A 22851-nucleotide genomic window follows, 5' to 3' on the forward strand; every position below is an offset into this window, starting at 1 on the left:
CTACAAGGGTAGATTAGAGTGGAGGGTTCTAGCATGAGTATGAATGTTGCCAATTGCCCGCGCTGCGGTCGAATTTTTGTCAAAGGATTTAATGAGGTGTGCCCAAATTGCCTCAAGGAAGTTGACCAACAATATGAAAGATGCATCAAGTATCTAAGAGAGAACAAAGGTGCTACAATTAATGAGCTAAGTGAAGCGACTGACGTTACAATGCGGCAAATCACGAAATTTATTCGGGAAGGCAAAATTTCCATCGTTCATGCCCCCAATATGTCTTACCCCTGCGAGGTTTGCGGAGCTTCTATTCGCGATAAATCGATTTGCGATTCATGCCGGAGCAAGCTGATCAAGGACGTAAATAACAGCAATGAGGATGACGTGCGCAGGCAAGAAATGTCGAATAAGCAAGGTCAAGCGAGTTATAATATCCAGGATCGCCTAAAAGATAGACATTAACCTCACATTGATATAAAGTTTCTTATATAAGGTGCCGATAATAGTAGTAAAGATTATCGGTTTTTTCATTTGTTTGTAACGTGACAGGGGTGATAGCCATGAAGATCAATGACAGCCAGCGTATAGGATCAGTGAATCCATACAAGAAGGCGAACGATAGCATAAACACGAACGCTGCAGGGAAAATCAACAAGCCGAAGGACCAGGTGGAAATCTCCCCTGAGGCCAAGGAGCTCTTGGGTGCGCAAGGAAACGTCCGCTCTGAGGAGCAGATCCGTCGCCTAGAAGAGCTTAGAGAGTCAGTTTCATCCGGAACGTATCATGTAGATGCCAGGAAGATTGCTGAGAAGATGTTTCCCTTTATTAAGTAATTAATGTAAGAATACCATCCAAGAAAGAAATCAGGTGAGTATCGATGTCTATGCAAGACTTGATCCAAACCATGGAAATGCTGAGAGAGGCACATGGTTCTCTGCTGGAACTGGCGAAGGAAAAGACGAAGGTTCTTGTGGACAATAAGGTGGAGCAATTGAACCTTATCATTCAAAAGGAAAACAAACTAATCAAGCACATTGCCGTACTAGACCAGCAGAGAATCGAGGTTATCGGCGGCTATTTAATCGCTCGGGGCTATAATCCGAATCCTCGGATAACCATTAGTGACTTAATCCGCATTATTTTTAAGCTGGAAGAGCGGCAAATGCTATCGGAAGCCCAGCAGCGCTTACTAACCGTCTTGGAAGAGCTTCGGGACTTGAACGATTTGAATGAAAAGCTCATTCAACAGTCTTTATTTTACATTGATTATTCTTTAGATCTGTTTGCAGGCTCACCTGACGACGACGCTTTCTATCATCATCCGAAGCATACCGGTCAATTGTCCAATCAAACAGGATATTTCGATAGAAGGGCGTGACCACAGATGAGATCATCGTTCAGCGGCATTGAAATTTCAAAACGGGCATTATTTTCCCAACAGACAGCACTTCAGACTACGTCGCATAATATTGCTAATGCCAATACAGCCGGGTATTCCCGCCAAGTCGTAAATCTGACGGCTTCCAATCCGTTAGAGGCTGTGGGTTTAATGCGGAGTACAATACCAGGGCAGATTGGTATGGGTGTTGAATTCGACAGCATTCGGCGTATTCGCGATACGTTTCTGGATCAGCAATTTTATAACGAAAATAAGGATCTTGGGAGCTGGACTGTGCGTCAAGCAACTCTTGAGAAGCTGGAAGCCATAACCAATGAGCCATCTGATGGTGGTAACGCCAAGGTTATTGAAGGCTTTTGGAATGCTTGGCAGGTTCTAAGCAATGAACCCGAGAGTGCAACGGCAAGAGCGGCATTGAAGGAAAGTGCGCTGGCTATGACGGATTCCTTCAATCATACAGCCAAGCAGCTGGATGAGCTGAAGAACAGTCTAACGCATAATCTCGATGTAAAGGCTCAGGAAGCCAATACGATTTTGGAACAAGTAGCCAGGCTGAACAATGAGATTTTCCGCGTTGAGGGTCTGGGCAATGATGCTAACGATCTGCGTGATAAGCGGGATTTACTCGTTGACGGGCTTTCCAAGATTATTAATATTGCTGTCGATGAGACGGCTTCCGGCTACAATATCCGCATGGGCAGCTTTCAATTGGTGAATGGTATCAATGTAGAGACCTCCTTTGAAACAATTAATCCATCTGATGTCGAAGGCAGCAAAATTAACTTTGAGCAGTCTATGGAATCAGGAGATCTGATTAGCGGCGAAACACACGGGATGATTGTGTCACGCGATACTTATTTGGCAGCCTATCAATATCAACTGGATTCGATGATCAATGCTATGGTTCAAGGAAATGTGGAGGTAACACTCCCCAAAGGCTCTATACTTCCACCTAGCTTGCCTGCAGGGACAATCATTGGAAATACAACCTATACGGGTACGGAGGTTCTTTCTGACGCACAACGTATTCTAACAGCAGATACAAAGATTACGGTAAAAGGCGTCAACGGGCTGCATGGACTGGGATATACACTCGAAAGTCCAGCTAAATCGGGGATCCCCTTCTTCACCAGCTCGAACCCGGAACAAACTAACTTTAACGCAGCCAACATCAGGGTTAACATTGATATTGTTAATAAACCTATGAATATTACTTCTTCATTGAGAGTTGCTACAACGGAGACTAATGGAGTCATTACCATTGATAGAGATGCCAACAATAACGAAATTGTAGTTAAAGGAAATAACACGATTAATTTATTGGCAGCAGGGCTGAAAAATACAAGAATTAATTTTGATCCGGAGGCGACCGGGATTCCGCTGCTTTCCAACGGAACGTTTAATGATTATTATCAGGCGATAGTGGGCCAACTGGGGCTTCAAGCGCAGGAAGCCAATCGTCAATCGCAGAATCAGAAAATATTAGTAGATCAGGTGGATGGCCGCAGGCAATCAGTCAGCGGAGTTTCAATGGATGAAGAAGTGTCTAACATGATCAAGTTCCAACATGCCTACAATGCGGCTGCCCGGTCTATGACAACCTTCGATCAGATGCTGGACAAAATCATTAACAGCATGGGCATAGTCGGCAGATAATAAGACTTGAGTTAAGGGAGGGCACTAGTTATGATGGGAAGAATTACTCAGGGAATGATGAACACGCAGCTCTTAAGCAACCTGAATAACAACCTGAACCGCATGAACGAATATCAGAACCAGTTGGCTACAACAAGGAGAATCAACAAACCTTCAGATGATCCGGTCGGAATTACATTCTCACTCCGATATCGTTCCGATTTGGGCTCTAACGATCAATATCAGAAAAATGTCAATGCAGCTATATCCTGGATGGAATTCAATGATACAATGCTTAACCAAACGACAGAAGTCTTACACCGTGTACGTGAGCTGTCGGTACTGGCGTCTAATGGAACGAATACGGATACTTCCCTGGATGCTGTTAAGAAGGAACTGTTTCAGCTTACCAACCAGCTAGTGACAGTCGGTAATACCCAATTTAACGGGAAATATGTGTTCAACGGTCAGAAGACAGATCTTGCTCCATATCAAGAAGGGATTACTGAACCCAATCCTAATGACCCTGATTCTCTATTTGTGGTGAACGCCAAATCTAATTCCTGCGATGAAGGAGAAATTAAACTGGAGATTGCTACAAGTGTCACTCTCTCCATGAATGTTCAGGGAAATAGTATATTTGGTGTATACACGCCACCTGTTGTTCCACTTCCTGGAGATCCTCCACTACCAGCAGGACCGATAGATGATTCCCTATACAAATTAATGGAAGATATCTTGAACACTTTGCACAAGAACGATAACAAGGGTATGTCTGATGCACTGGCCAGATTGGATAGCCGGATGGACAAGATCATTGGTGTGAGGGCTGATATCGGGGCAAAGCTTAACAGGATTCAATTAGCTTCTGATCGGCTCCAGGATATCAATCTCAATGTTCAGTCGCTGCTATCCAAGACAGAAGATGCCGACATGCCTGCGCTTATTACGAATATGAAAACAAGTGAGAGCGTATATCAAGCTTCGCTATCTGTTGGCACGAAGATCATTTCACCAAGCTTGGTGGATTTCCTTAGATAACGAATCGATTAAGCTCGGCAAAGGTGGTTAGTTCAGGTGGATTTTCCTTTACTCCAAATTCGTCAGCAGTATGCCAGAATTGGTATTGATGCTGATTTGGGAACCTTTGACATAAAACAGCCGAAGCCTGAGATGCATATGAAATCAACTCCAGGAAAGTCTGAGATCCGGCAGCCTCAAGGAGAGCTTACGATAGATTCTTCAAGGGCTAAGGATGCACTGGCCATAGGCTCGCATACACAGTTTATGAAGAGAGTGTACAACGAAGCCTACCAAGTTGGATTGCAGTCTATAGGAACGACCATTGAAGAAGGTAATAGAATGGCTGCGATTCATACGAAGGCTAACGTGATTGCTGATTTGGCTGTCGAAGGCTTTTTCAAGGATTTCAAAATGGCCTATGAGACAGAAGCATCGATCAGTAATGTAGACCTTCAATATACAGCCAATAAACCGCAAATTCATATCGAAAAGAGCCAAATGGAGTTTGATCCGCAGTTACACAAGCCGGAGATTTTCTACAATAGAGGCAAACTGGATATTTATTTGGCTCAGCGAGCCACGCTCGAATTCATACCTCCACAAATTGATGTAAAGCTATAATCATGCCATAATAGAGCTATTGGCATTGATGGATAGCTTTTTTCATTGAAAAAAGACTTACTTCGAAGGAATAGGAGTGTAATGAATGAAATTACATACGTCGCGCTTCGGTGAAATTGATATCGAGACGGAAAAGCTACTAACGTTCACCCAGGGTATCCCTGGATTTGAAGATAAGCACTCATTTATTATGCTGCATCCGGATGCGGAGATTCCTTTTTCATTTATGCAATCCGCTGAGGACGGCAATCTGGCCTTTTTGGTAACAGATCCTTTTTTATACTTCCCAGACTATCAGTTCGATCTGCCCGAGGGGATACAGCAGGAAGTGAATATTCAACAACCCGAGGAAATTATGATCAGAAGTATTGTGTCGATTCATCCGGATACGCAGGAATTCGCCCTGAATTTACTGGCACCGATTATTGTGAATACGAAGGAAAAGCTGGGCAAGCAAGTCATCCTGCATCATTCTTCTTACAAAACGAAGCATCCGATCCAGCCGGGAACCAGCAGTAAAGAAGAACAGTCCGAATTAAAGGAAGTGTAGCAGATGCTAGTGCTGTCGCGTAAGAAGGGCGAGTCTATTATGATAGGCGATGATATCGAATTAGTCATCTTGGATGTAGGCGGGGATAGCATTAGAGTTGGCATCGTAGCTCCCAAGGAAGTGGAGATATTTCGGAAGGAAATTTATTTGACGATTCAAAGCTCGAATGAAGAAGCCTCCTTGAATACCCTGGATACGACGAAGCTGCAGGCTTTGTTTAAAAACAAGAGATAATTAACGATAACGAGAGAAATGGAGTCATCTACTGGCGGTAGGTGGCTCTTTTTGTCGGTAAATGCCGGAAAACGCGTTATTTTGCTTCTTCAATTTTTATATCATCTGTACGATAAATAGAATAGAAGCTTTTTGATAGGGCGTACGACCTATCGAAGAAGTCGAACCACATGGATGTGGAACCCAGAACCTTCAAGGAGGAAGAAAAGTTATGAGAATTAATCACAACATTGGTGCGTTGAACACGTACCGCCAGCTTACAGCTAACACAGAAAAAGGTGCCAAATCGATCGAGAAATTGTCTTCGGGTCTTCGCATCAACCGCGCAGGGGACGACGCTGCAGGTCTTGCAATCTCCGAGAAAATGAGAGCGCAAATCCGCGGTCTCGACCAAGCAACTCGCAACTCGCAAGATGGTATCTCCATGATCCAAACAACTGAGGGTGCATTGAACGAAACTCACTCCATCCTGCAACGTATGCGCGAATTGGCTAACCAATCCGCGAGTGATACAAACGTAGGTGTTGACCGTGCGGAAATCCAGAAGGAAATGAACCAATTGACTTCTGAGATCAACCGTATTGGTAATACAACTGAGTTCAATACACAAGCTCTTTTAAAAGGTAAAACAGGAACTGTTACTGCGACTGATTCTGCTTCTAAAACTATTACTGATGGTGTTGCTGGTGTTCTTCAAGGGGAGCTATCTGGTCTGACTACAGTTAATGGAAGTGTAGTCGGAAGCACTTCAACAACAACAATTCAAGCGTCTTCCAGCAAAGCTACTGGTGCTTTTGAAGATGTGACTGAGACAACTGCAAGTGTAAAAGGTATCAAAGCAACTGTTGGTGTATCCAACGGAATCACTTTTGAGGCCGATGCTGTTGGAACTGGTTTAAATGGTAAAACCATTACTATTAAGCAAAGTGCTACTGGTACAGCCCAGACATCAGGTCTTACTATTGATGGAAGTGGTAACTATACATTTACGATTGGTGAAGATGCTGCCGGGACTTCACTTGCAACTGACAGAGCTACTTACTATAACCAACTGAAAAGTGCAATTGATGACTTCTCAATTAATGGTAATGCGGGTGCAGGCTTTGCTTTGGGGGAAGCTATTACAGTTAAACCACCAGCAAGTGCTGATTCTCCACTCACAGCTTTCAATAACACAGTTGCTACTATTGGTGGCGGTGTAAACGAAGTAGCTGGTGTTTATGATCTGAAATTAGATAAAAAGTTTACAGAAGCTGGCGATACAGTGAAAATTGCTGGTAAAACATTTACTGCAGTAATTGGAACTGCAGATCCTTCTAAAGGTGAATTCCAACTTGCTACTACATCAGCTCTTGTTGGCGCTAGTACTGAAATTACACAAGCAACCAGCCTTTTGGCAGCAATTCAAGCCGATGCAGACATTAGTGCTAGATTCACAATTGATAATGCTGGAGGAACTTTAGCCACTCTTACTTTTACTGAAAAAGCGGGTCAAGCTACAGGTGTTGCTCTTAGTAATACAACTGTTGCCGGTTCAGGTAGCGATGATAAGCTAGTTATCAAGAACGGTAATGGTAACAATCTTAGAAATGTCTCAATTGATGTAGCTACTAATGTTACGGCTTCTGGTGGTACAGTCAAGCTAGAAAGTACTGCTGGAAACACTCTAACATTCACTACAACAGCGGCAGATGGCGCTAAGGCTAATGGAGTAAGGGTTGTAATGGAAGCTGGTACTGGTACAGATCCTACAGCGGTTTACAAGGATGGGAAATTGACAATTTCTTTGGGAACAGATGCTACTCAAAATATTGGTACTAATATATTAGCTGAAGTTAAAGCAATCGGTGTTAAAGATGGTATTGATTTTAATGGTTGGACTCAAGTGAGTGCTGGGAATTTTGGCAATGCTACTGGTGTATCTGCTACAGCTGCTCATATCAATGCAGATCAAATGGTCGCTGGTGGTAAGGATACACAAGTAGCATCAACCATGAGCGTGGAATTTAGTAATGGTGACATTAAGATCCACTTGGCTAACGACAATGCATCCGAGAATACAGCTGCTAAGATCCAAGCTGCTCTTAAAGCATTAGTAACCGCTGGTGAGGTTGGAGGATACTGGGAAGCTGGACAACATAAAGTTGTAGACCTCAACAAATTTACTTTTGAAGCTCAAGGAAATTGGGATACCAAAACACTGGGCAACTCCATTACTAAAGCTACAGGCACATTCACAGGTGGTGTAGAGGATGTTAAGGGTAAGTATACCTTTGACGTTACCAAAGCATTTGGTGAAGGTGACCAAGTCCTTATTAAGGGTGAAGTCTTTACAGCTGTTAGTGGTCTTGCAGATGCAACGAAAGGTCAATTCAGTATCAATGCGAATGGGCTTGGAACAGGAACTCTTAATGAGCAAACAACTAGTTTGCTAGATGCCATCAGCTTGAATTCCAAGCTTAGTGGATATGAAGCTTCTATCGTTAGCGGCACAACTAACAAAATCCAACTGGTTGAAAAAGCTTCTTCCGGTAAGGATCTGAAAGCAACTGATCTAGATACGAAAGCAACTGGAACTCTTGGAGAATTCTCGATCTCCTCAGCACCTTTAAACAATGATGGTGGTTCATTCGTCATTGATGGCGTGGAAATCAAAATTTCCAACAAAGAAGCTAACGTTGGCTATGCCAATGGTACTGTAATTAAAGAAGCTTCCACAGTTCTTGAGCAAAACAAAGCTCTGGTTGATGCAATCAACAAAAACACTGAGCTTAAAGGCAAATACACAGCTTCCATTAATGAAGACGGAGATATGAACTTGGTTCAAACTAATGGATCTGCTACAGGCCCGCAAGTTCAAGCGAAAACTTCACCTAAAGGCGACTTCACTGCAACCTTCCAAGTGGGTGCGAACAGTGGTCAAAGCATGACAATCGAAGTTGGAGATATGCGTGCTAACGCGCTTAACATTAGTGGAGACGGCTCTGTGAGCAATGTTCAAGCTAAGAATGGTATTGTAGCTTCTTTCGTAGCAGTAGCTAACGTTGGAGATGGCTCCACGAAGAACCTTACTGAGTTTGCTCTTGATGTGTCTACAAGTGAGAAAGCATCCGCGGCAATCAGCGTAATCAACGACGCTATTGAAGTTGTTTCCGGACAACGTTCGCAGCTTGGTGCTTACCAAAACCGTTTGGAGCACACGATCAACAACTTGGGTACTTCTTCCGAGAACTTGACTGCTGCTGAATCCCGTATCCGCGATGTGGATATGGCTAAAGAAATCATGGAAAACACTAAGAACAATATCTTGGCTCAAGCTGCTCAAGCTATGCTTGCTCAAGCGAACCAATCTACTCAAGGTGTTCTTCAATTGCTTCGTTAATTTGTTTAAAGCGAAGAGAGACCTTAGCTTGTCTAAGGTCTCTCTTTTCTTCATTATGTGAGCTGAGGAGCGGATGTTGTGGAGAAGTATAGAGCAGTTGTGGAAGCTACCTTGGATCTGTCCGATACCATTGGTGAGGGCATTGATTATATCCGTTATCAAAGCAGTCAAGGAGACTATCTGAACACGCTTAACATGTTCAATGATATTCTGCAAGCGTCGGCTTCTATTGATACGAATTTGCAGTCCTTTGTCGATAAGCTTCCTAGTAATCGTCTCGAAGAGTTGGGAGATACACTGCGTATAGGCTTTTCTTCCCTTGCACTTGCATACGAGCAAGAGGCTCTTGAGAGGGTCTTGCAAGTGGTACAATCAATGATAGATCCCGCCTATGAATCATGGAAACAGGAGCTTAATCGCACATTGAGACCATATATTCTGGTGTAAGGCAAAGGTTTAGAATAAGGAGTTGTTTTAATGGATATTGCGCTATTAGCCATGAGTTTGAATCAGGCCAAACTTCAGGAAAGCGTAAGCTTGTCCGTTCTAAAGATGGCTCTTGGGAATACCCAAGAAATCAGCAGTGGAATTGCACAATTACTTCCAAGCTCCGATAGCGGTATGGCTCGGTCGGTTCAGCCTCACTTGGGAGGGTCTATTGATATAAAGGCATAAGCCGAAATATCATTACTATTTTATTAATTTACAGCAAGCTTATTCCTTTTTAAGGGGTAGGCTTTTTTGCTTCATTCTTTAAAGCAAGAAAGCTATTCAAATCTTCCGGTTTTTTTCCGATAAAATGATATAAGGCTGCCTATACGCTACGATATGAGGAGAATAACCATGAGCGATAAGAAGAGACAACTATTAGTTCCCCATTATATGCAGCAATTTGCATGTATAGGATCTGCTTGTGAGGATACCTGCTGTGCAGGTTGGGCTGTTTCCATTGATCAATCCACCTATAGGAAATATAACAAGGTCAGGGATTCTGTTTTGAAGCCGTTACTGGACAAGAAAGTAACTAGAAATCGGACTAATCCCACTGATGCGAATTACGCCAAAATCAAGCTGAACGAAGATGCTAAATGTCCGCTGCTTAACGAAACCGGCTTATGCAAAATTCAGGTTCAATTAGGGGAGGAGTTGCTCTCTGACACATGCGCTACGTATCCAAGAGTAACTAACCAAACAAATGGAGTGATGGAGCGCTCGGCATCTGTATCATGTCCGGAAATTGCCCGGTTGGCGCTGCTGAATCCTGATGGTATGGAATTTGATGAAATTGAGGAAAGTGCAGATGTGCGGTTTCGTTTCACGAGGCGGTTGGACGAACGCACGGAGTCTGCACCTGATAAGGCGCAAAAGCATTTCTGGGAGCTTCGGATTATATCGATTCAAATTTTGCAAAATCGCAGCTATAAGCTAGCAGATAGACTGGTTATTCTGGGAATGCTCTTCAACAAGGTACAGGAATATGTAGAAGCCAAAAGAGTCGATGAAATCCCGCTCTTAATTGCAGAGTACACTCGTTTACTAGAAGATGGGAGCATGAAAGCAGGGCTAAACAGCATTCCTGTACTCTATGCTATCCAAATGGAAATCATGAAGGGGATCTCGGATGAGCGGTATGTCTTGGGTGTGAATAACAGCAGATATATCGAATGCTTCACGGAAACCTTGCATGGCATCAGCTATACTGAAAATACCCCCGTAGAAGAAATTGCAGAGCGATATAAATACGCTCATGATCTTTATTTCAAACCTCTCATGGATCAGCATGAATATATTATGGAAAACTATTTGGTTAACTATGTATTCAAGAATATGTTTCCATTTGGTGGACATCCGAGCGTAGTCGATGATTACATTATTATGGTTATTCATTATGCTCTTATTAAGCTTCATCTTATTGGGATGTCAGGATTTCATAAAGATGCATTTTGTATAGAGCTTGTGCTCAAACTTATTCAATCCTTCGCCAAATCAATTGAACACAGCCCGCTTTTTCTTAGGAAAGTATACGATTTGCTCAAAAATAATGGATATACTTCCATGGCCTATATGTCCATCCTCATAAAAAATTAATCTTCTACAATTATTTTTTATTTCTATTATTATTTCCTCTTTTTCTTCCGATAACATGGTATATAGACAACATCGGTGAAGGAGGTAAGAAGAATGAGTTCCAATGTATCATTTGGAGGTATTCCGTCGGCTGGAATCCAGCCTTTGGAGAGCATATCCAGAGTGCAGCCTTCCAGCGGCGAATCAACAGCAGGCACTGAAACTAGCAGTATCCCATTATCAATCAAGACAGTGAAGGCTCTCAAGCAAGCAGAGCTGCGCGGGGAAAATGTTACAATTAGCGAGGGGCAGCTCATCAAAGCAATAGATCATGCCCTTAAGGCTGTTCAGGGTGCTACAACCTCCTTGGAATTCTCTGTTCATAACAAGACCAAGGAAATTATGGTCAAGGTAAGAGACAAGGAAACAGGTGATGTTATTAGGGAGATTCCCCCGGAAAAAACACTGGATTTTGTTGCCAAGCTCTGGGAGATGGCCGGCATCTTGGTAGATAAAAAGGGTTAAAGGTTTAGGAGGAGATTTACTATGGTAACAAGAATTAATACAGGAGTTTCCGGATTAGACATAGATTCAATGGTCAGTCAGTTGATGAAGGCCCGGCGACTTCCAGTTGATCAATTAATGCAAAAGAAGCAGGTTATAAGTTGGCAGCGTGATGACTACCGTTCGATTAATGCCAAGATAGTTGATTTCCGTAATTCCGCATCCGATATGAGATTGCAAACCCCATTTCTTAACAAAAAGGCCGCATCCTCTAATGAAGCCATTCTTTCCGTAACGGGAACCGCTAATGCAACAGAGGGGATTTACAAGATTAAAGTGAATGCTCTGGCAGAAGCGGCAAAGCTTACATCCAGCGCTAACGTGACCGGCACCGTAGGGGGGGACCTTTCTAAGAAGATGTCGGAATTGGATCCTAGTTTTGCTTCCAATACTACGCTTACCGTAGGCGGTGCCAAGGGCACAGCTACTATAATCATTAAGCCTACAGACACACTTGCTAATGTAGTGAACAATATCAATTCGGAATCCAACAATACTGGTGTGAAGATAAGCTACGATGGCGGTTTAGACCGACTGTTTTTTGTTGCAACCTCTACCGGCGCTGAGAAAACATCCAACATTAAGCTGCAGTCAGCCAATGAGGATTTACTGACGGATATATTCAAAATGCCACCTGCAGGCGTTACGACGCCGACAACATTCGCAAACACAGTAACGGGTACAGTGGCCTTTGTGGCCGAAAAGACTGACAAAGATGCTGATGACGCACCTCCAGTTCCACTGGAAGTTAAGAAAATAGCTCCTGATCTTAAGGCAGAGCAAGTCTTTAAAATCAGTATGGGAGCTTCAGACAGTGCAAGCTTCACGATTACCAAAAGTACTTCAATAGGCGAATTAATTGATAAAATTAACAGCTCGGACCTTGGCAAGAAGGGGGTATCTGCTTATTTAAATGAGTCTGGCAAGCTTGTGATCTTTAACCCTAATAGATCCAATGAATTGAAATTTACTGATGAGACAGATGATGATAGTGATGTGTTGAAATCGCTTGGACTAGAAGCACCGGTAACCTCTGGTGATTTTGCCTATACACAAATGAGCAGTGTGGGGAAAGATGCGGAAGTTGAATTCAATGGTGTTACGGGTTTTTATGCCTCAAATACGTTTTCCATAAGTGGCTTGCAATTCACAGCCAAAAAGGTAGACACGGAAGAAGTAAATGTGTCGGTCGCTCAAGATGTCGATTCGGTGTATAATTCAATCAAAACCTTTGTAGATAAGTACAATGATGTGATTGATTCTCTTAATAAGAAAATGCAAGAGAAGAGAGACAGGTCTTACCTGCCACTTACTGACGAGCAGCGTACGAATATGAAGGAAGATGAAATTAAACGCTGGGAAGAGAAGGCAAGATCGGGTATTCTGCGGAATGATTCGATTCTTAGCTCTGCTTTAAATTCCATGCGGCTTGCCATATCCAGTCCTGTTAATGGTATTCCGAGCGGGGAGATCAGTATTTTGTCTGATATTGGCATTAAGACTTCGGCTAATTATCTGGAGAATGGGAAGCTTTATATCGACGAGGCGAAGCTTCGGGACGCGCTTTCGAATAAATCTGATCAAGTTAGAAGGCTCTTTACGGCAGATGGAGGGGATGCCTCTTCGGAGCGTGGCGATGGTGTCGCGAGGCGTTTGTTCAATGGAGCGAGTAAGGTTTTTTCAGATATATTAACTAAAGCAGGGGCCTCAAACACTTTGGCCGATGATAGTTTGCTCTCCAAAGACGAAGGTACGTTGGACAAGAAGATATATGATTTCAACAAAAAGCTCTTACTGATCGAAGATCGATACTATAAGCAATTCGGCGCCATGGAAGCTGCCATTCAGAGAATGCAAGATCAATCTTCTTCACTTATACAGCAGCTGACAGGAAGTAAATAATTAGCGACTATTGGGAGGATCCTCATGTTACCGACACAGCCTAACAAATATCTAGAAGCATCGATCCAGACCGCAACCCCTGCGCAATTGCTTATTATGACTTACGATGGCGCTATTCGATTTTGCAAGCAGGCTATTGAGTCGATTAAAAACAATGAGTTTGATAAATCTCACTATTACTTGTCCAAAACACAGGATATTGTTAAAGAGTTTATTATAACGATGGATCGCAGCGTTCCTTTATCCGAGGATTTGCTTCGGCTTTATGATTACTTTCTTACGAAGCTGATTGAAGCGAATGTTAAGAAAGCGACTGCCCCTGTTGAAGAGGTGCTAAGCTACTTAATCGATTTGAAAGAAACCTGGATTCAAGCAGCCAAGCTGAGCGGAGCGACTAAAGTAGGATCCAAGCAGTATGGATAAAACTTTAAACGAACTGATGTCTCTTACCCAAGACGTAATTGGCCGCATGCCGGTCATTACGTATGAGGAGCTGGAAGAGTTTCTGGATAAGCGTGGCGCACTGATCTCTACACTAATTGAGATGGATGTATCTGGAGAAGCGGATATGAAGCTCTACAAGGCTTCTATAGAGAGCGTGCTGGCCTATGACTCACTTATCCAGGACCGCATGAATCATCTCAAGCTGCAGGCCAGCAGCGAGCTTATCAAGCTTCAAACAACCCGCAAACAAAAGTCTGGCTACGATTCTGCGGACAATACCGAAAGTTTATTTTACGATCAAAGAAACTAGACTTATTTGCAAAGCGATAGCTATACTCAGGATCCCACTTGGTACATTAGAAATGTACATGAAGGTGTGGTCCTTTTTATTTTTTTACCCGGATGTTTTCCACATTTTTATTAGAGAAATCTTGTGAATAACTCCACCCCCAGCCTGTGGATAATGTGCATAACTTTGTGTATAACTAATGAAAACAAGCTTTCAGGCCGTTAGAAGGCTGTTAAGGAATTGTGAATATGCAAATTTTCTAAATATTTAGCCAAGTTTGTTTTTACAATTGACATGCCAAGCTGGTGAATGTTATATTCAAAAAGTAAGCAAGGGCTTACATTTGACTTGAATATGAAGGGAATGTGTCAGATGCAAGGTAAAGTGAAATGGTTTAACGCTGAGAAGGGCTATGGATTTATTGAGCGCGAAGATGGTGGAGACGTATTCGTTCATTTCTCCGCAATTCAAACGGATGGCTTCAAAACTTTGGATGAAGGTCAAGACGTTGAGTTTGATATCGTAGAAGGCGCACGCGGACCTCAGGCCGCTAATGTAACGAAATTGTAATTTAAACCAGTTGGAGAGAACCTCTGGAATAGATAGATGAAATAGAACGCTAGCAGCACCCTGAAGAAAGCTTCGGGGTGTTTTTTTGTTAGAATTTAGCTTTTAATTTAGCTGTTAAGGTTGGAATATGAAGGAATTTTGAAGGTGGGGTTGGAATGTAGTATACTAGAGTCATGAAGGGAGGCGTTATACAATGAAATTCAGTATTCGCGGTGTACAACTAGAGGTAACGGAAGCCCTCAGGGACTATGTTGAAAAGAAGTTAACTCGACTGGAGAGGTACTTCGATGCTCCCCTTATTTCTGAAGTAAGTGTAACATTAAGCGTCATTAAAGGCTTGCAGACGGTGGAGGTTACTATTCCACTAGCAGGTGCAGTACTTAGGGCGGAAGACAAGAACAATGACATGTATGCATCTATTGATCTAGTAGTAGACAAGCTGGAAAGACAAATTCGTAAGCATAAAACCAAAGCTAATCGTAAAATTCGTCAGGAAGGCGGGAAGAGGGATCTTTTCAAGGTCGATGCGATTGCCGCGACTGTGTATGCGGATGAGGAAGAAGAGTTTGAGCTGGTACGGACAAAGCGTTTTGCTTTGAAGCCAATGGATGTGGAAGAAGCCATTTTGCAAATGAATCTGGTTGGACATGCATTCTTTGTTTTCGCCAATATGGATTCTTCTGAAGTTAATGTAGTTTATAAAAGAGAAGATGGAAAGTATGGTCTAATAGAGCCCGCTAATTAATTACCAAGTTAATACGAAGGACTCATACAGACATAACGATAGAACAAAAGGCTGGATCCGATTTACGGGTCTGGCCTTTTTCAAATAGTGTCATGAGCGGCTAATTCCTTTCATGGTTTCTACAATTTTTCCAGTGCGGTTGCGGGTAAATTAAGGTATACTTTTTGAATAGTTATTTATTGAGAAAACAGAATGAAGGATTAGAACAGAGAGACGAGCGGGAAATTGAAATATAGTGTCGCAGCATTTTAGATTGAAATCCTTGTTTTGTTGCGACAAGACCGCCAAACTGATACAATTTAGGGATAAGAAATGTGAGTGGAAAGGGGTTCACCGATGCTAGGACTAGTAAAGAAGATTTTTGGTGATTCCAACGACAGAGAAATTAAGCGCATGTGGAAAACTGTAGATCGGATTAATGCTCTTGAGCCTTCGCTTACAGTTCTGTCGGATGAGGATTTAAAAGGCAAAACAGAGGAGTTCAAGCTGCGGCTGGCGAAGGGCGACGAAGATATCGATGATATCCTTCCGGAGGCTTTTGCGGTTGTGCGCGAAGCGTCCAAGCGGACCTTGGGCAAACGTCATTACGATGTACAGCTTGTAGGCGGTATGGTGCTTCATGAAGGCCGTATTGCGGAGATGAGAACCGGGGAAGGTAAAACCCTAGTAGGAACTTTACCTGTCTATTTGAACGCGCTGCTTGGTCAAGGTGTGCATGTGGTAACCGTCAATGATTACCTGGCACAGCGTGATAGCGCAGAGATGGGGCAGATCTATCATTTTCTGGGCTTAACTGTTGGTGTGAATTTACATGATTTAACTCATGATGAGAAGCAGGCGGCTTATGCCTGTGATATTACCTATGGTACAAATAACGAATACGGTTTTGACTTTTTGCGTGATAACATGGTGTTGTACAAGGAACAGATGGTGCAGCGTCCACTTTATTTTGCTGTTATTGATGAAGTGGATTCCATTCTTGTCGATGAGGCGAGAACACCACTGATTATTTCTGGACAAGCTGCTAAATCTACAGATATGTATTACGCGGCTGATCGTTTCATTCAAAGGTTAACTGCTGAGGATGATTACACCGTTGATATTAAGGTTCGTTCAGTTGCACTAACTGAAGCAGGTGTGGCGAAGGCTGAGCGTGCTTTTGGCATCGAGAATTTATTCGATCACAGCAATGTCACACTCAACCACCATATTACTCAAGCATTAAAAGCTCGCGTGATTATGCGCAATGAAGTGGACTACGTGGTTCAGGAAGGCGAAGTCGTCATTGTTGATGAATTTACCGGGAGAATGATGACCGGACGCCGTTATAGCGATGGATTGCATCAGGCGATTGAAGCCAAGGAGCAGCTTGAAGTTCAGAATGAAAGCATGACCTTGGCTACGATTACTTTCCAGAATTATTTCCGGATGTACCGCAAGCTTTCGGGTATGACGGGTACAGCTAAGACGGAAGAAGAAGAGTTCAAGAAAATTTACGGGCTGGAAGTTATCGTTGTGCCTACGAATAGACCGATGATCCGTCAGGATATGCCTGATGTGGTCTACAAGTCAGAGAGAGGCAAATTTAATGCGGTTGTGGAACAAATTGTAGAACGCCACAAGAAAGGTCAACCGATACTGGTGGGAACCATTTCGATTGAAAATTCAGAGCTTTTGTCAAGCATGCTGAAGAAAAAAGGCGTCGCACATAAAGTCCTAAATGCCAAGTATCACGCTGAAGAAGCTGAAATCATTACACGTGCGGGTCAGGCGAGCGCAGTTACAATTGCAACGAACATGGCGGGCCGTGGAACGGATATCGTGCTTGGTGAAGAAGTATCCGATATAGGTGGCTTGCATATTATAGGAACAGAGCGTCATGAGAGCAGACGGATCGATAACCAGCTGCGCGGCCGTGCAGGACGTCAGGGAGATCCTGGTTCCTCACAGTTCTACCTTTCCTTAGAGGATGAGCTGATGAAGCGTTTTGGTGCTGACAACATCATGGCGATGATGGAACGTCTTGGTATGGAAGAAGACCAGCCGATCGAGAGCAAGCTTATCAGTAAAGCGGTAGAATCCGCTCAGAAGCGGGTGGAAGGCAACAACTTCGACGTGCGTAAAATCGTACTGCAGTATGACGATGTGATGAACCAGCAGCGCGGCATTATTTATAAACAGCGTAAAGAAGTGCTGGAGTCGGCTAACATCCGTGAAATTGCAGAAGGTATGATTAACACAGTCATTGATAAAATAGTTAAAGCCCATTGTCCGAAGGAAGAAATCCCGGAAGAGTGGGAGCTGAAGGAAGTCGCAGATTTCGTCAACAACACCTTCCTTAAGGAAGATCAGCTGACTGAGAAAGAGATCTGGGGCAAAGAGCAGGAAGAAATCAGCGCCTACATCAAAGACCTGGTGAGCAAGCGTTATGATGAGCGTGAGGTAGAAATCGGCCAAGAGTTCATGCGGGAATTTGAGAAGGTCGTTGTGCTGCGCGCGGTCGACAGCAAATGGATGGATCATATCGATGCAATGGACCAATTGCGTCAAGGGATTCATCTGCGGGCTTACGGCGGCACGGATCCACTGCGCGAGTATCAGTTCGAAGGCTTCGAAATGTTTAACGAGATGATCGGGAACATTCAGGAAGAAGTCGCTACTTATATTATGAAGGCACATGTGGAGAGCAACCTGGAGCGTCAGGCTGTTGCAGAAGGCCAAGCTGTTGATACCAAGAACGAAGCTGGCGGCAAGAAGCCGTTAGTGCGTGAAGACCGAATCGGCCGCAATGATCCGTGCCCTTGTGGCAGTGGGAAGAAATTTAAATCCTGTCACGGAAAGTGATACGGTATAAATCAGATTGAGGTGTAGAGCATGCTGGAACCGGAAGTAAAGCACGATCTAAGAGATACCGTTAGACGATTAAACGAATTACGGGGGTCTCTTTGACTTAGATCACAAGCTTGAAGCCATTGGCGATTTTGAAGAAAAGATGGCTGCACCTGATTTTTGGGATGATAACGAGAAGGCGCAGAAGACCATTGAAGAGCTAAATGCGATTAAAAGCGTTGTGGAGCAGTTCAGAGAGCTGTCCGAAGCCTACGAGGACCTCGAGGTTATGGCCCAGCTTGTTGAGGAAGAAGCCGACGAAAGCTTGATTCTGGAAATAACGTCGGGCATTTCTTCACTCATTAAGAAGCTAGAGACCTTCGAGCTGCAGCTTCTGCTGAGTCAGCCGTATGATCGTCTCAATGCGATCCTGGAGCTGCATCCGGGTGCTGGAGGCACAGAGTCGCAGGATTGGGCAGAAATGCTGCTGCGTATGTACCGCCGGTGGGCGGAGAAACGAGACTTCAAGGTCGAGCTGCTCGATTACCTGCCAGGCGACGAAGCTGGCGTGAAAAGCGTTACGCTCCTTATCAAGGGCTTTAATGCCTATGGCTATCTGAAGGCGGAGAAGGGCGTGCACCGCCTCGTCCGGATCTCTCCGTTCGACGCATCCGGGCGCCGGCATACCTCCTTCGCTTCATGCGATGTGATGCCGGAAATCGATGACGATACAGAAGTTGAGATTCGCACTGAGGATCTCAAGGTGGATACGTATCGGGCCAGTGGCGCCGGGGGCCAACATATTAATACGACCGACTCCGCGGTACGGATTACACATATGCCGACCGGAGTCGTAGTGACCTGCCAAACACAGCGTTCGCAGATCAAGAACCGGGAACAGGCCATGAAAATGCTTCGTTCCAAGCTGTACGAGAAGAAAATTGAAGAGCAGGAGAAACATCTCTTGGAAATCCGCGGTGAGCTTTCGGATATTTCTTGGGGCAGTCAAATCCGTTCTTATGTTTTCCATCCTTACAGCATGGTTAAGGATCACCGGACTACTGTGGAGACGGGGAATGTAGGCGCCGTGATGGATGGCGATCTGGATCCTTTCATAGATGCTTATCTGCGAAAGCAAATTAATAGAAATTCATAAAGTGTTCCCTCATGGATCATCCTACACTGTAATAGCAGTGTAGGTTTTTTGTGAGAGGATGGGTCCTTGTTGTCTAGAAAAAATGCGCGCTTCTCTGTAGCGGCCGAATCCCCTGCCCACAAAGTATTAGAATATTTGATGCTGATCGTGGGATCGCTGATTATGGCGACCAGTTTTAATTTATTTTTGAATCCGAATCAGATTGCTTCAGGTGGGGTCGCGGGCATCTCGACGATCCTTCACCATGAAACCGGGTTGAACCCGGCTGTTATTCAGTGGGCTATGAACATTCCGCTTTTAATATTCGGCTTGTGGCTGCTTGATCGGCAATACACCTTGAAAGCCGCCGTAGGGTCTATCATTTTTCCGTTATGCGTGCTGCTGACAAGCCATTTGGAGGCGCCCACGCATAATCTTTTATTAGCGAGCATTTATGGCGGGATGGGAATTGGCTTAGGGCTGGGGATTGTGTTTCGGGGCAAAGGGTCAACCGGAGGTCTTGGCTTGGCCGCGCAGATTTTGCAGCTTTACACAGGTATCTCTCTTGGTTTTGCGATTGCGTTATTAGATGGACTTGTCATTGTAACGTCAGGGTTCGTCTTTACTGCGGAAAATGCGCTGTATGCGCTGATCGGTCTTTTTGTCACGAGCAAAACGATCGATGTCGTACAACTCGGCTTTCGTTATTCCAAGGTAGTATTTATTATATCGGAACATACGGATGCGATTCGCGAAGCGATTTTATACGATCTTGACCGGGGGCTTACGGAGCTTAATGGCTCTGGAGGGTATACAGGCGCAGCCCGCACGATTTTGATGGTGGTAGTAAATCAGAATGAGGTCAGCCGGTTGAAAGCTTTGGTTAAATCTGTGGATGCACAGGCATTTGTAATACTTAGCGCTACGAATGAGGTATTGGGTGAAGGCTTCAAGCGTCATGCTTAGCATAAGTGGATGTGATTGGAAATAGAATGGAAAAGGAATGGATTGAATTATTATGCTTTTCTATGTATAATAATGCATATATATAAAGGGGCGTATGGAGGGATTTTAAAATGGGATATGAGCTTAGAGCGGCTATTGTTGGAGCAACGGGATACGGCGGAGTAGAGTTAATTCGGCTGCTGCAGGCCCATCCTTATGTGAGAATTACTTCTGTTATTTCAACTTCGAGTGCCGGAGCTGCTATTGCAGAGGGATTTCCTCACTTGCATGAAATTGTGGTTGGCGTATTGGATGAATTGGACATTGATCTGATTGCTGGCAAGGCGGACCTGGTGTTTCTTGCGACACCTGCTGGAGTAAGCAGTGAGCTATCGCCAAAGCTGCTGGCAGCCGGACTTAAAGTTATTGATCTCTCAGGTGATTTCAGACTGAAATCTCCAGAGGTGTATGAGCAGTGGTATAAAAGGAAGCCTGCTTCCCAAGAGTATTTGGACCTTGCTGTTTACGGCTTGTGTGAAGCATTTGGCGAAGATGTACGGGGCGCAGATTTCATCTCCAATCCGGGCTGTTATGCAACATCAGCGTTGCTGGGACTTATCCCAGCGGTTAAGGCAGGCTGGATTGACCCGTCGACGATAATTATTGACGCCAAATCGGGTGTATCAGGAGCGGGCAGGGCAGTGAGCCTTGGCGTGCATTATGCAGAAGTGAATGAAAATTTCTCTGCATATAAAGTGAATAAGCATCAGCACATTCCGGAAATCGAGCAGACGCTTGGACGCATTGCCGGTCAAGAAATCATGACTACTTTTACCACACATCTGGTGCCGATGACACGCGGGATTATGTGCACTACGTATGCAAGTGTAATAGGTGAGAGATCGGAAGAGCAATTTATAGATCTTTATAAACAGTATTATGAAGGAAGACGTTTCGTCAGGGTGCGGCCGCAAGGAAAATGGCCAGCGACGAAAGAAGTTTCCGGATCGAACTTTTGCGATATAGGCTTTGCCGTGGATGAGCGAACTGGCCGGGTTACGATTATTTCGGTAATCGATAATGTGGTGAAGGGTGCAGCCGGGCAGGCGATTCAGAATTTAAATTTGATGATGGGCTGGGACGAGACGACTGGACTGCTTTTTGCCCCTGTTTATCCATAAATGCACCGGACATAGGACGGATTATTCATAGAGTAGGATAGGTGAAGTGTACAAATGAAGGATACGGGGAATTTTGTAGTTGTTCCTGAAGGCTCGGTTACGACGCCCAAGGGGTTTCGTGCAGGCGGCCTGCACTGCGGGTTAAAAAAGGTGGAGCGCCACGACCTGGGCGCGATTGTGTGTGAGGTTCCTGCGACAGCGGCGGGTGTGTATACGCTGAATGCTTTTCAGGCGGCGCCACTGCGCGTGACGCAGGAAAGCATCGCTGCAAGCGGCAAGCTGCAGGCGATGGTCGTCAACAGCGGCAACGCTAACGCGTGCACAGGCCAGCAGGGCGAGGACGATGCACGGGCGATGCGGGCTGCCGCCGCCGAGGCACTCGGCGTTGCCGAGCACCACGTGGGCGTCACGTCCACGGGGGTGATCGGCGAGACGCTGCCGATGGCGAAGCTGCTCAGCGGCATCGCGCAGCTGCCAGAGCGGGTGAAACCGGACGGGGGCGACGACTTCTGCCAGGCGATCCTGACTACGGATCTCGTGCAGAAGATGACGTGTGTCCGGCTTAACGTGAACGGCAAAGAAGTGCACATTGCCGGAGCGGCCAAGGGTTCGGGGATGATTCACCCGAACATGGCAACTATGCTCGGATTCATCACGACCGATGCGAAGATTGAGAGCGAATTCCTGCAGCAGCAGCTAAGCAGGATTACAGATAATACGTTCAACATGATTACAGTTGACGGAGATACAAGCACCAACGACATGGTCGTGGTGATGGCCAGTGGCCTGGCGGACAATGAGGCGCTGCATCCGGAGCATCCGGATTGGGAGGCTTTTGCCGCGGGTTTTCAATACGTTGGCGAGTATCTCGCCAAGGCGATCGCGCGCGATGGCGAAGGTGCAACGAAGCTGATCGAGGTCAACGTCGTTGGAGCGGAATCCGACAACGCAGCGCGGGCCATTGCCAAGACCGTCATCGGATCCAGCCTCGTGAAATCCGCCTGCTTTGGAGCAGATGCGAATTGGGGGCGGATTATCGCTGCAGTTGGGCGTGCGGGTCAGCCAGTGAACACGGAAACCGTGGATATCAAGCTGGGGGATATCAGCGTATTGGAGCAGTCCCGTCCTGTCCGTTTCGATGAGGAGCAGGCGGAAGCGTACTTGAAGGGTGAGCTAGTGAACATTCATATCCATTTACATATGGGCAAGGGTCAGGCAACCGCTTGGGGCTGCGACCTCACTTATGATTATGTGCGCATTAATGCCGCTTACCGTACGTAAAAAAGCATCTATGGATCTTATTTTGTCTTATTTTTGTGTTATTTCTGTTTATTTATTATAA

22 protein-coding genes and 2 pseudogenes are annotated in these 22851 nt (G+C 44.8%); all 24 read left to right on the forward strand.

The window, feature by feature from the left end; all coding sequences use genetic code 11:
- Positions 1 to 39: 39 nt before the first annotated feature.
- The 24 genes and pseudogenes from J2Z66_RS20475 to argJ all read left to right on the forward strand — a co-directional run bounded on the left by J2Z66_RS20475 (position 40) and on the right by argJ (position 22790).
- On the forward strand, positions 40 to 456 hold the full coding sequence (locus J2Z66_RS20475; protein ID WP_209973934.1) for a TIGR03826 family flagellar region protein: 417 nt from the start codon (positions 40 to 42) through the stop codon (positions 454 to 456).
- Positions 457 to 554: 98 nt separating this feature from the next.
- Complete coding sequence (gene flgM, locus J2Z66_RS20480) at positions 555 to 827, forward strand: flagellar biosynthesis anti-sigma factor FlgM (RefSeq protein ID WP_209973803.1); 273 nt, start codon at positions 555 to 557, stop codon at positions 825 to 827.
- A gap of 44 nt (positions 828 to 871) precedes the next feature.
- A complete protein-coding gene (locus tag J2Z66_RS20485) occupies positions 872 to 1372 on the forward strand; it encodes a flagellar protein FlgN (protein WP_209973805.1) in 501 nt (166 codons plus the stop codon).
- A gap of 6 nt (positions 1373 to 1378) precedes the next feature.
- Complete coding sequence (gene flgK, locus J2Z66_RS20490; RefSeq protein WP_209973806.1) at positions 1379 to 3049, forward strand: flagellar hook-associated protein FlgK; 1671 nt, start codon at positions 1379 to 1381, stop codon at positions 3047 to 3049.
- 30 nt (positions 3050 to 3079) lie between these two features.
- On the forward strand, positions 3080 to 4069 hold the full coding sequence (flgL, locus tag J2Z66_RS20495; protein ID WP_209973808.1) for a flagellar hook-associated protein FlgL: 990 nt from the start codon (positions 3080 to 3082) through the stop codon (positions 4067 to 4069).
- A 36-nt stretch (positions 4070 to 4105) separates the two neighbouring features.
- Positions 4106 to 4672, forward strand: a complete 567-nt coding sequence (locus J2Z66_RS20500) for a DUF6470 family protein (protein ID WP_209973811.1) — start codon at positions 4106 to 4108, stop codon at positions 4670 to 4672.
- Positions 4673 to 4757: 85 nt separating this feature from the next.
- On the forward strand, positions 4758 to 5222 hold the full coding sequence (fliW, locus tag J2Z66_RS20505; RefSeq protein ID WP_209973813.1) for a flagellar assembly protein FliW: 465 nt from the start codon (positions 4758 to 4760) through the stop codon (positions 5220 to 5222).
- Between the two features lie 3 nt (positions 5223 to 5225).
- Complete coding sequence (csrA, locus tag J2Z66_RS20510) at positions 5226 to 5456, forward strand: carbon storage regulator CsrA (RefSeq protein WP_209973815.1); 231 nt, start codon at positions 5226 to 5228, stop codon at positions 5454 to 5456.
- Positions 5457 to 5667: 211 nt separating this feature from the next.
- Positions 5668 to 6082: pseudogene (locus J2Z66_RS44115) on the forward strand (flagellin N-terminal helical domain-containing protein); the annotation flags it as partial.
- 2480 nt (positions 6083 to 8562) lie between these two features.
- A pseudogene (locus J2Z66_RS44120) lies at positions 8563 to 8838 on the forward strand (flagellin); the annotation flags it as partial.
- A 78-nt stretch (positions 8839 to 8916) separates the two neighbouring features.
- Positions 8917 to 9285: a DUF8042 domain-containing protein gene (locus J2Z66_RS20525; RefSeq protein ID WP_209973816.1), complete on the forward strand. Its 369-nt coding sequence runs from the start codon at positions 8917 to 8919 to the stop codon at positions 9283 to 9285.
- Positions 9286 to 9315: 30 nt separating this feature from the next.
- Entirely contained in the window at positions 9316 to 9513 is a 198-nt protein-coding gene (locus J2Z66_RS20530) for a YjfB family protein (protein WP_209973818.1), read from the forward strand.
- Positions 9514 to 9681: 168 nt separating this feature from the next.
- The gene (gene fliB / locus J2Z66_RS20535; protein WP_209973820.1) at positions 9682 to 10926 is read left to right on the forward strand and encodes a flagellin lysine-N-methylase; all 1245 of its coding nucleotides are present in this window, start codon (positions 9682 to 9684) and stop codon (positions 10924 to 10926) included.
- A gap of 93 nt (positions 10927 to 11019) precedes the next feature.
- Entirely contained in the window at positions 11020 to 11430 is a 411-nt protein-coding gene (locus J2Z66_RS20540) for a flagellar protein FlaG (protein WP_209973822.1), read from the forward strand.
- Between the two features lie 21 nt (positions 11431 to 11451).
- Positions 11452 to 13371, forward strand: a complete 1920-nt coding sequence (gene fliD / locus J2Z66_RS20545) for a flagellar filament capping protein FliD (RefSeq protein WP_209973824.1) — start codon at positions 11452 to 11454, stop codon at positions 13369 to 13371.
- A 24-nt stretch (positions 13372 to 13395) separates the two neighbouring features.
- A complete protein-coding gene (gene fliS, locus J2Z66_RS20550) occupies positions 13396 to 13794 on the forward strand; it encodes a flagellar export chaperone FliS (RefSeq protein WP_209973825.1) in 399 nt (132 codons plus the stop codon).
- A complete protein-coding gene (locus J2Z66_RS20555; protein WP_209973827.1) occupies positions 13787 to 14125 on the forward strand; it encodes a hypothetical protein in 339 nt (112 codons plus the stop codon). Before fliS ends, J2Z66_RS20555 begins: the two co-directional genes overlap by 8 nt.
- Before the next feature lie 351 nt (positions 14126 to 14476).
- Positions 14477 to 14674 (forward strand): cold shock domain-containing protein, encoded by a 198-nt coding sequence (locus J2Z66_RS20560; protein WP_209973829.1) that lies wholly within the window; start codon positions 14477 to 14479, stop codon positions 14672 to 14674.
- Between the two features lie 193 nt (positions 14675 to 14867).
- On the forward strand, positions 14868 to 15419 hold the full coding sequence (gene hpf, locus J2Z66_RS20565; protein ID WP_209973831.1) for a ribosome hibernation-promoting factor, HPF/YfiA family: 552 nt from the start codon (positions 14868 to 14870) through the stop codon (positions 15417 to 15419).
- A 336-nt stretch (positions 15420 to 15755) separates the two neighbouring features.
- The gene (secA, locus tag J2Z66_RS20570) at positions 15756 to 18263 is read left to right on the forward strand and encodes a preprotein translocase subunit SecA (RefSeq protein WP_209973833.1); all 2508 of its coding nucleotides are present in this window, start codon (positions 15756 to 15758) and stop codon (positions 18261 to 18263) included.
- Between the two features lie 30 nt (positions 18264 to 18293).
- Positions 18294 to 19404 (forward strand): peptide chain release factor 2 gene (gene prfB / locus J2Z66_RS20575; RefSeq protein ID WP_209973835.1). Its coding sequence is split into 2 segments (ribosomal slippage): positions 18294 to 18365 and positions 18367 to 19404, totalling 1110 coding nucleotides; the frame shifts between segments, so codons are not numbered across the junction.
- A 69-nt stretch (positions 19405 to 19473) separates the two neighbouring features.
- A complete protein-coding gene (locus tag J2Z66_RS20580; protein ID WP_245375697.1) occupies positions 19474 to 20349 on the forward strand; it encodes a YitT family protein in 876 nt (291 codons plus the stop codon).
- Positions 20350 to 20459: 110 nt separating this feature from the next.
- Positions 20460 to 21509, forward strand: coding sequence for an N-acetyl-gamma-glutamyl-phosphate reductase (gene argC / locus J2Z66_RS20585; RefSeq protein ID WP_209973837.1), 1050 nt, complete (start codon positions 20460 to 20462; stop codon positions 21507 to 21509).
- A gap of 54 nt (positions 21510 to 21563) precedes the next feature.
- Positions 21564 to 22790: a bifunctional glutamate N-acetyltransferase/amino-acid acetyltransferase ArgJ gene (gene argJ, locus J2Z66_RS20590; protein ID WP_209973838.1), complete on the forward strand. Its 1227-nt coding sequence runs from the start codon at positions 21564 to 21566 to the stop codon at positions 22788 to 22790.
- The last annotated feature ends 61 nt before the right edge of the window (positions 22791 to 22851 follow it).

The sequence above is a fragment of the Paenibacillus eucommiae genome (assembly GCF_017874215.1).
Lineage (GTDB): Bacteria > Bacillota > Bacilli > Paenibacillales > NBRC-103111 > Paenibacillus_AI > Paenibacillus_AI eucommiae.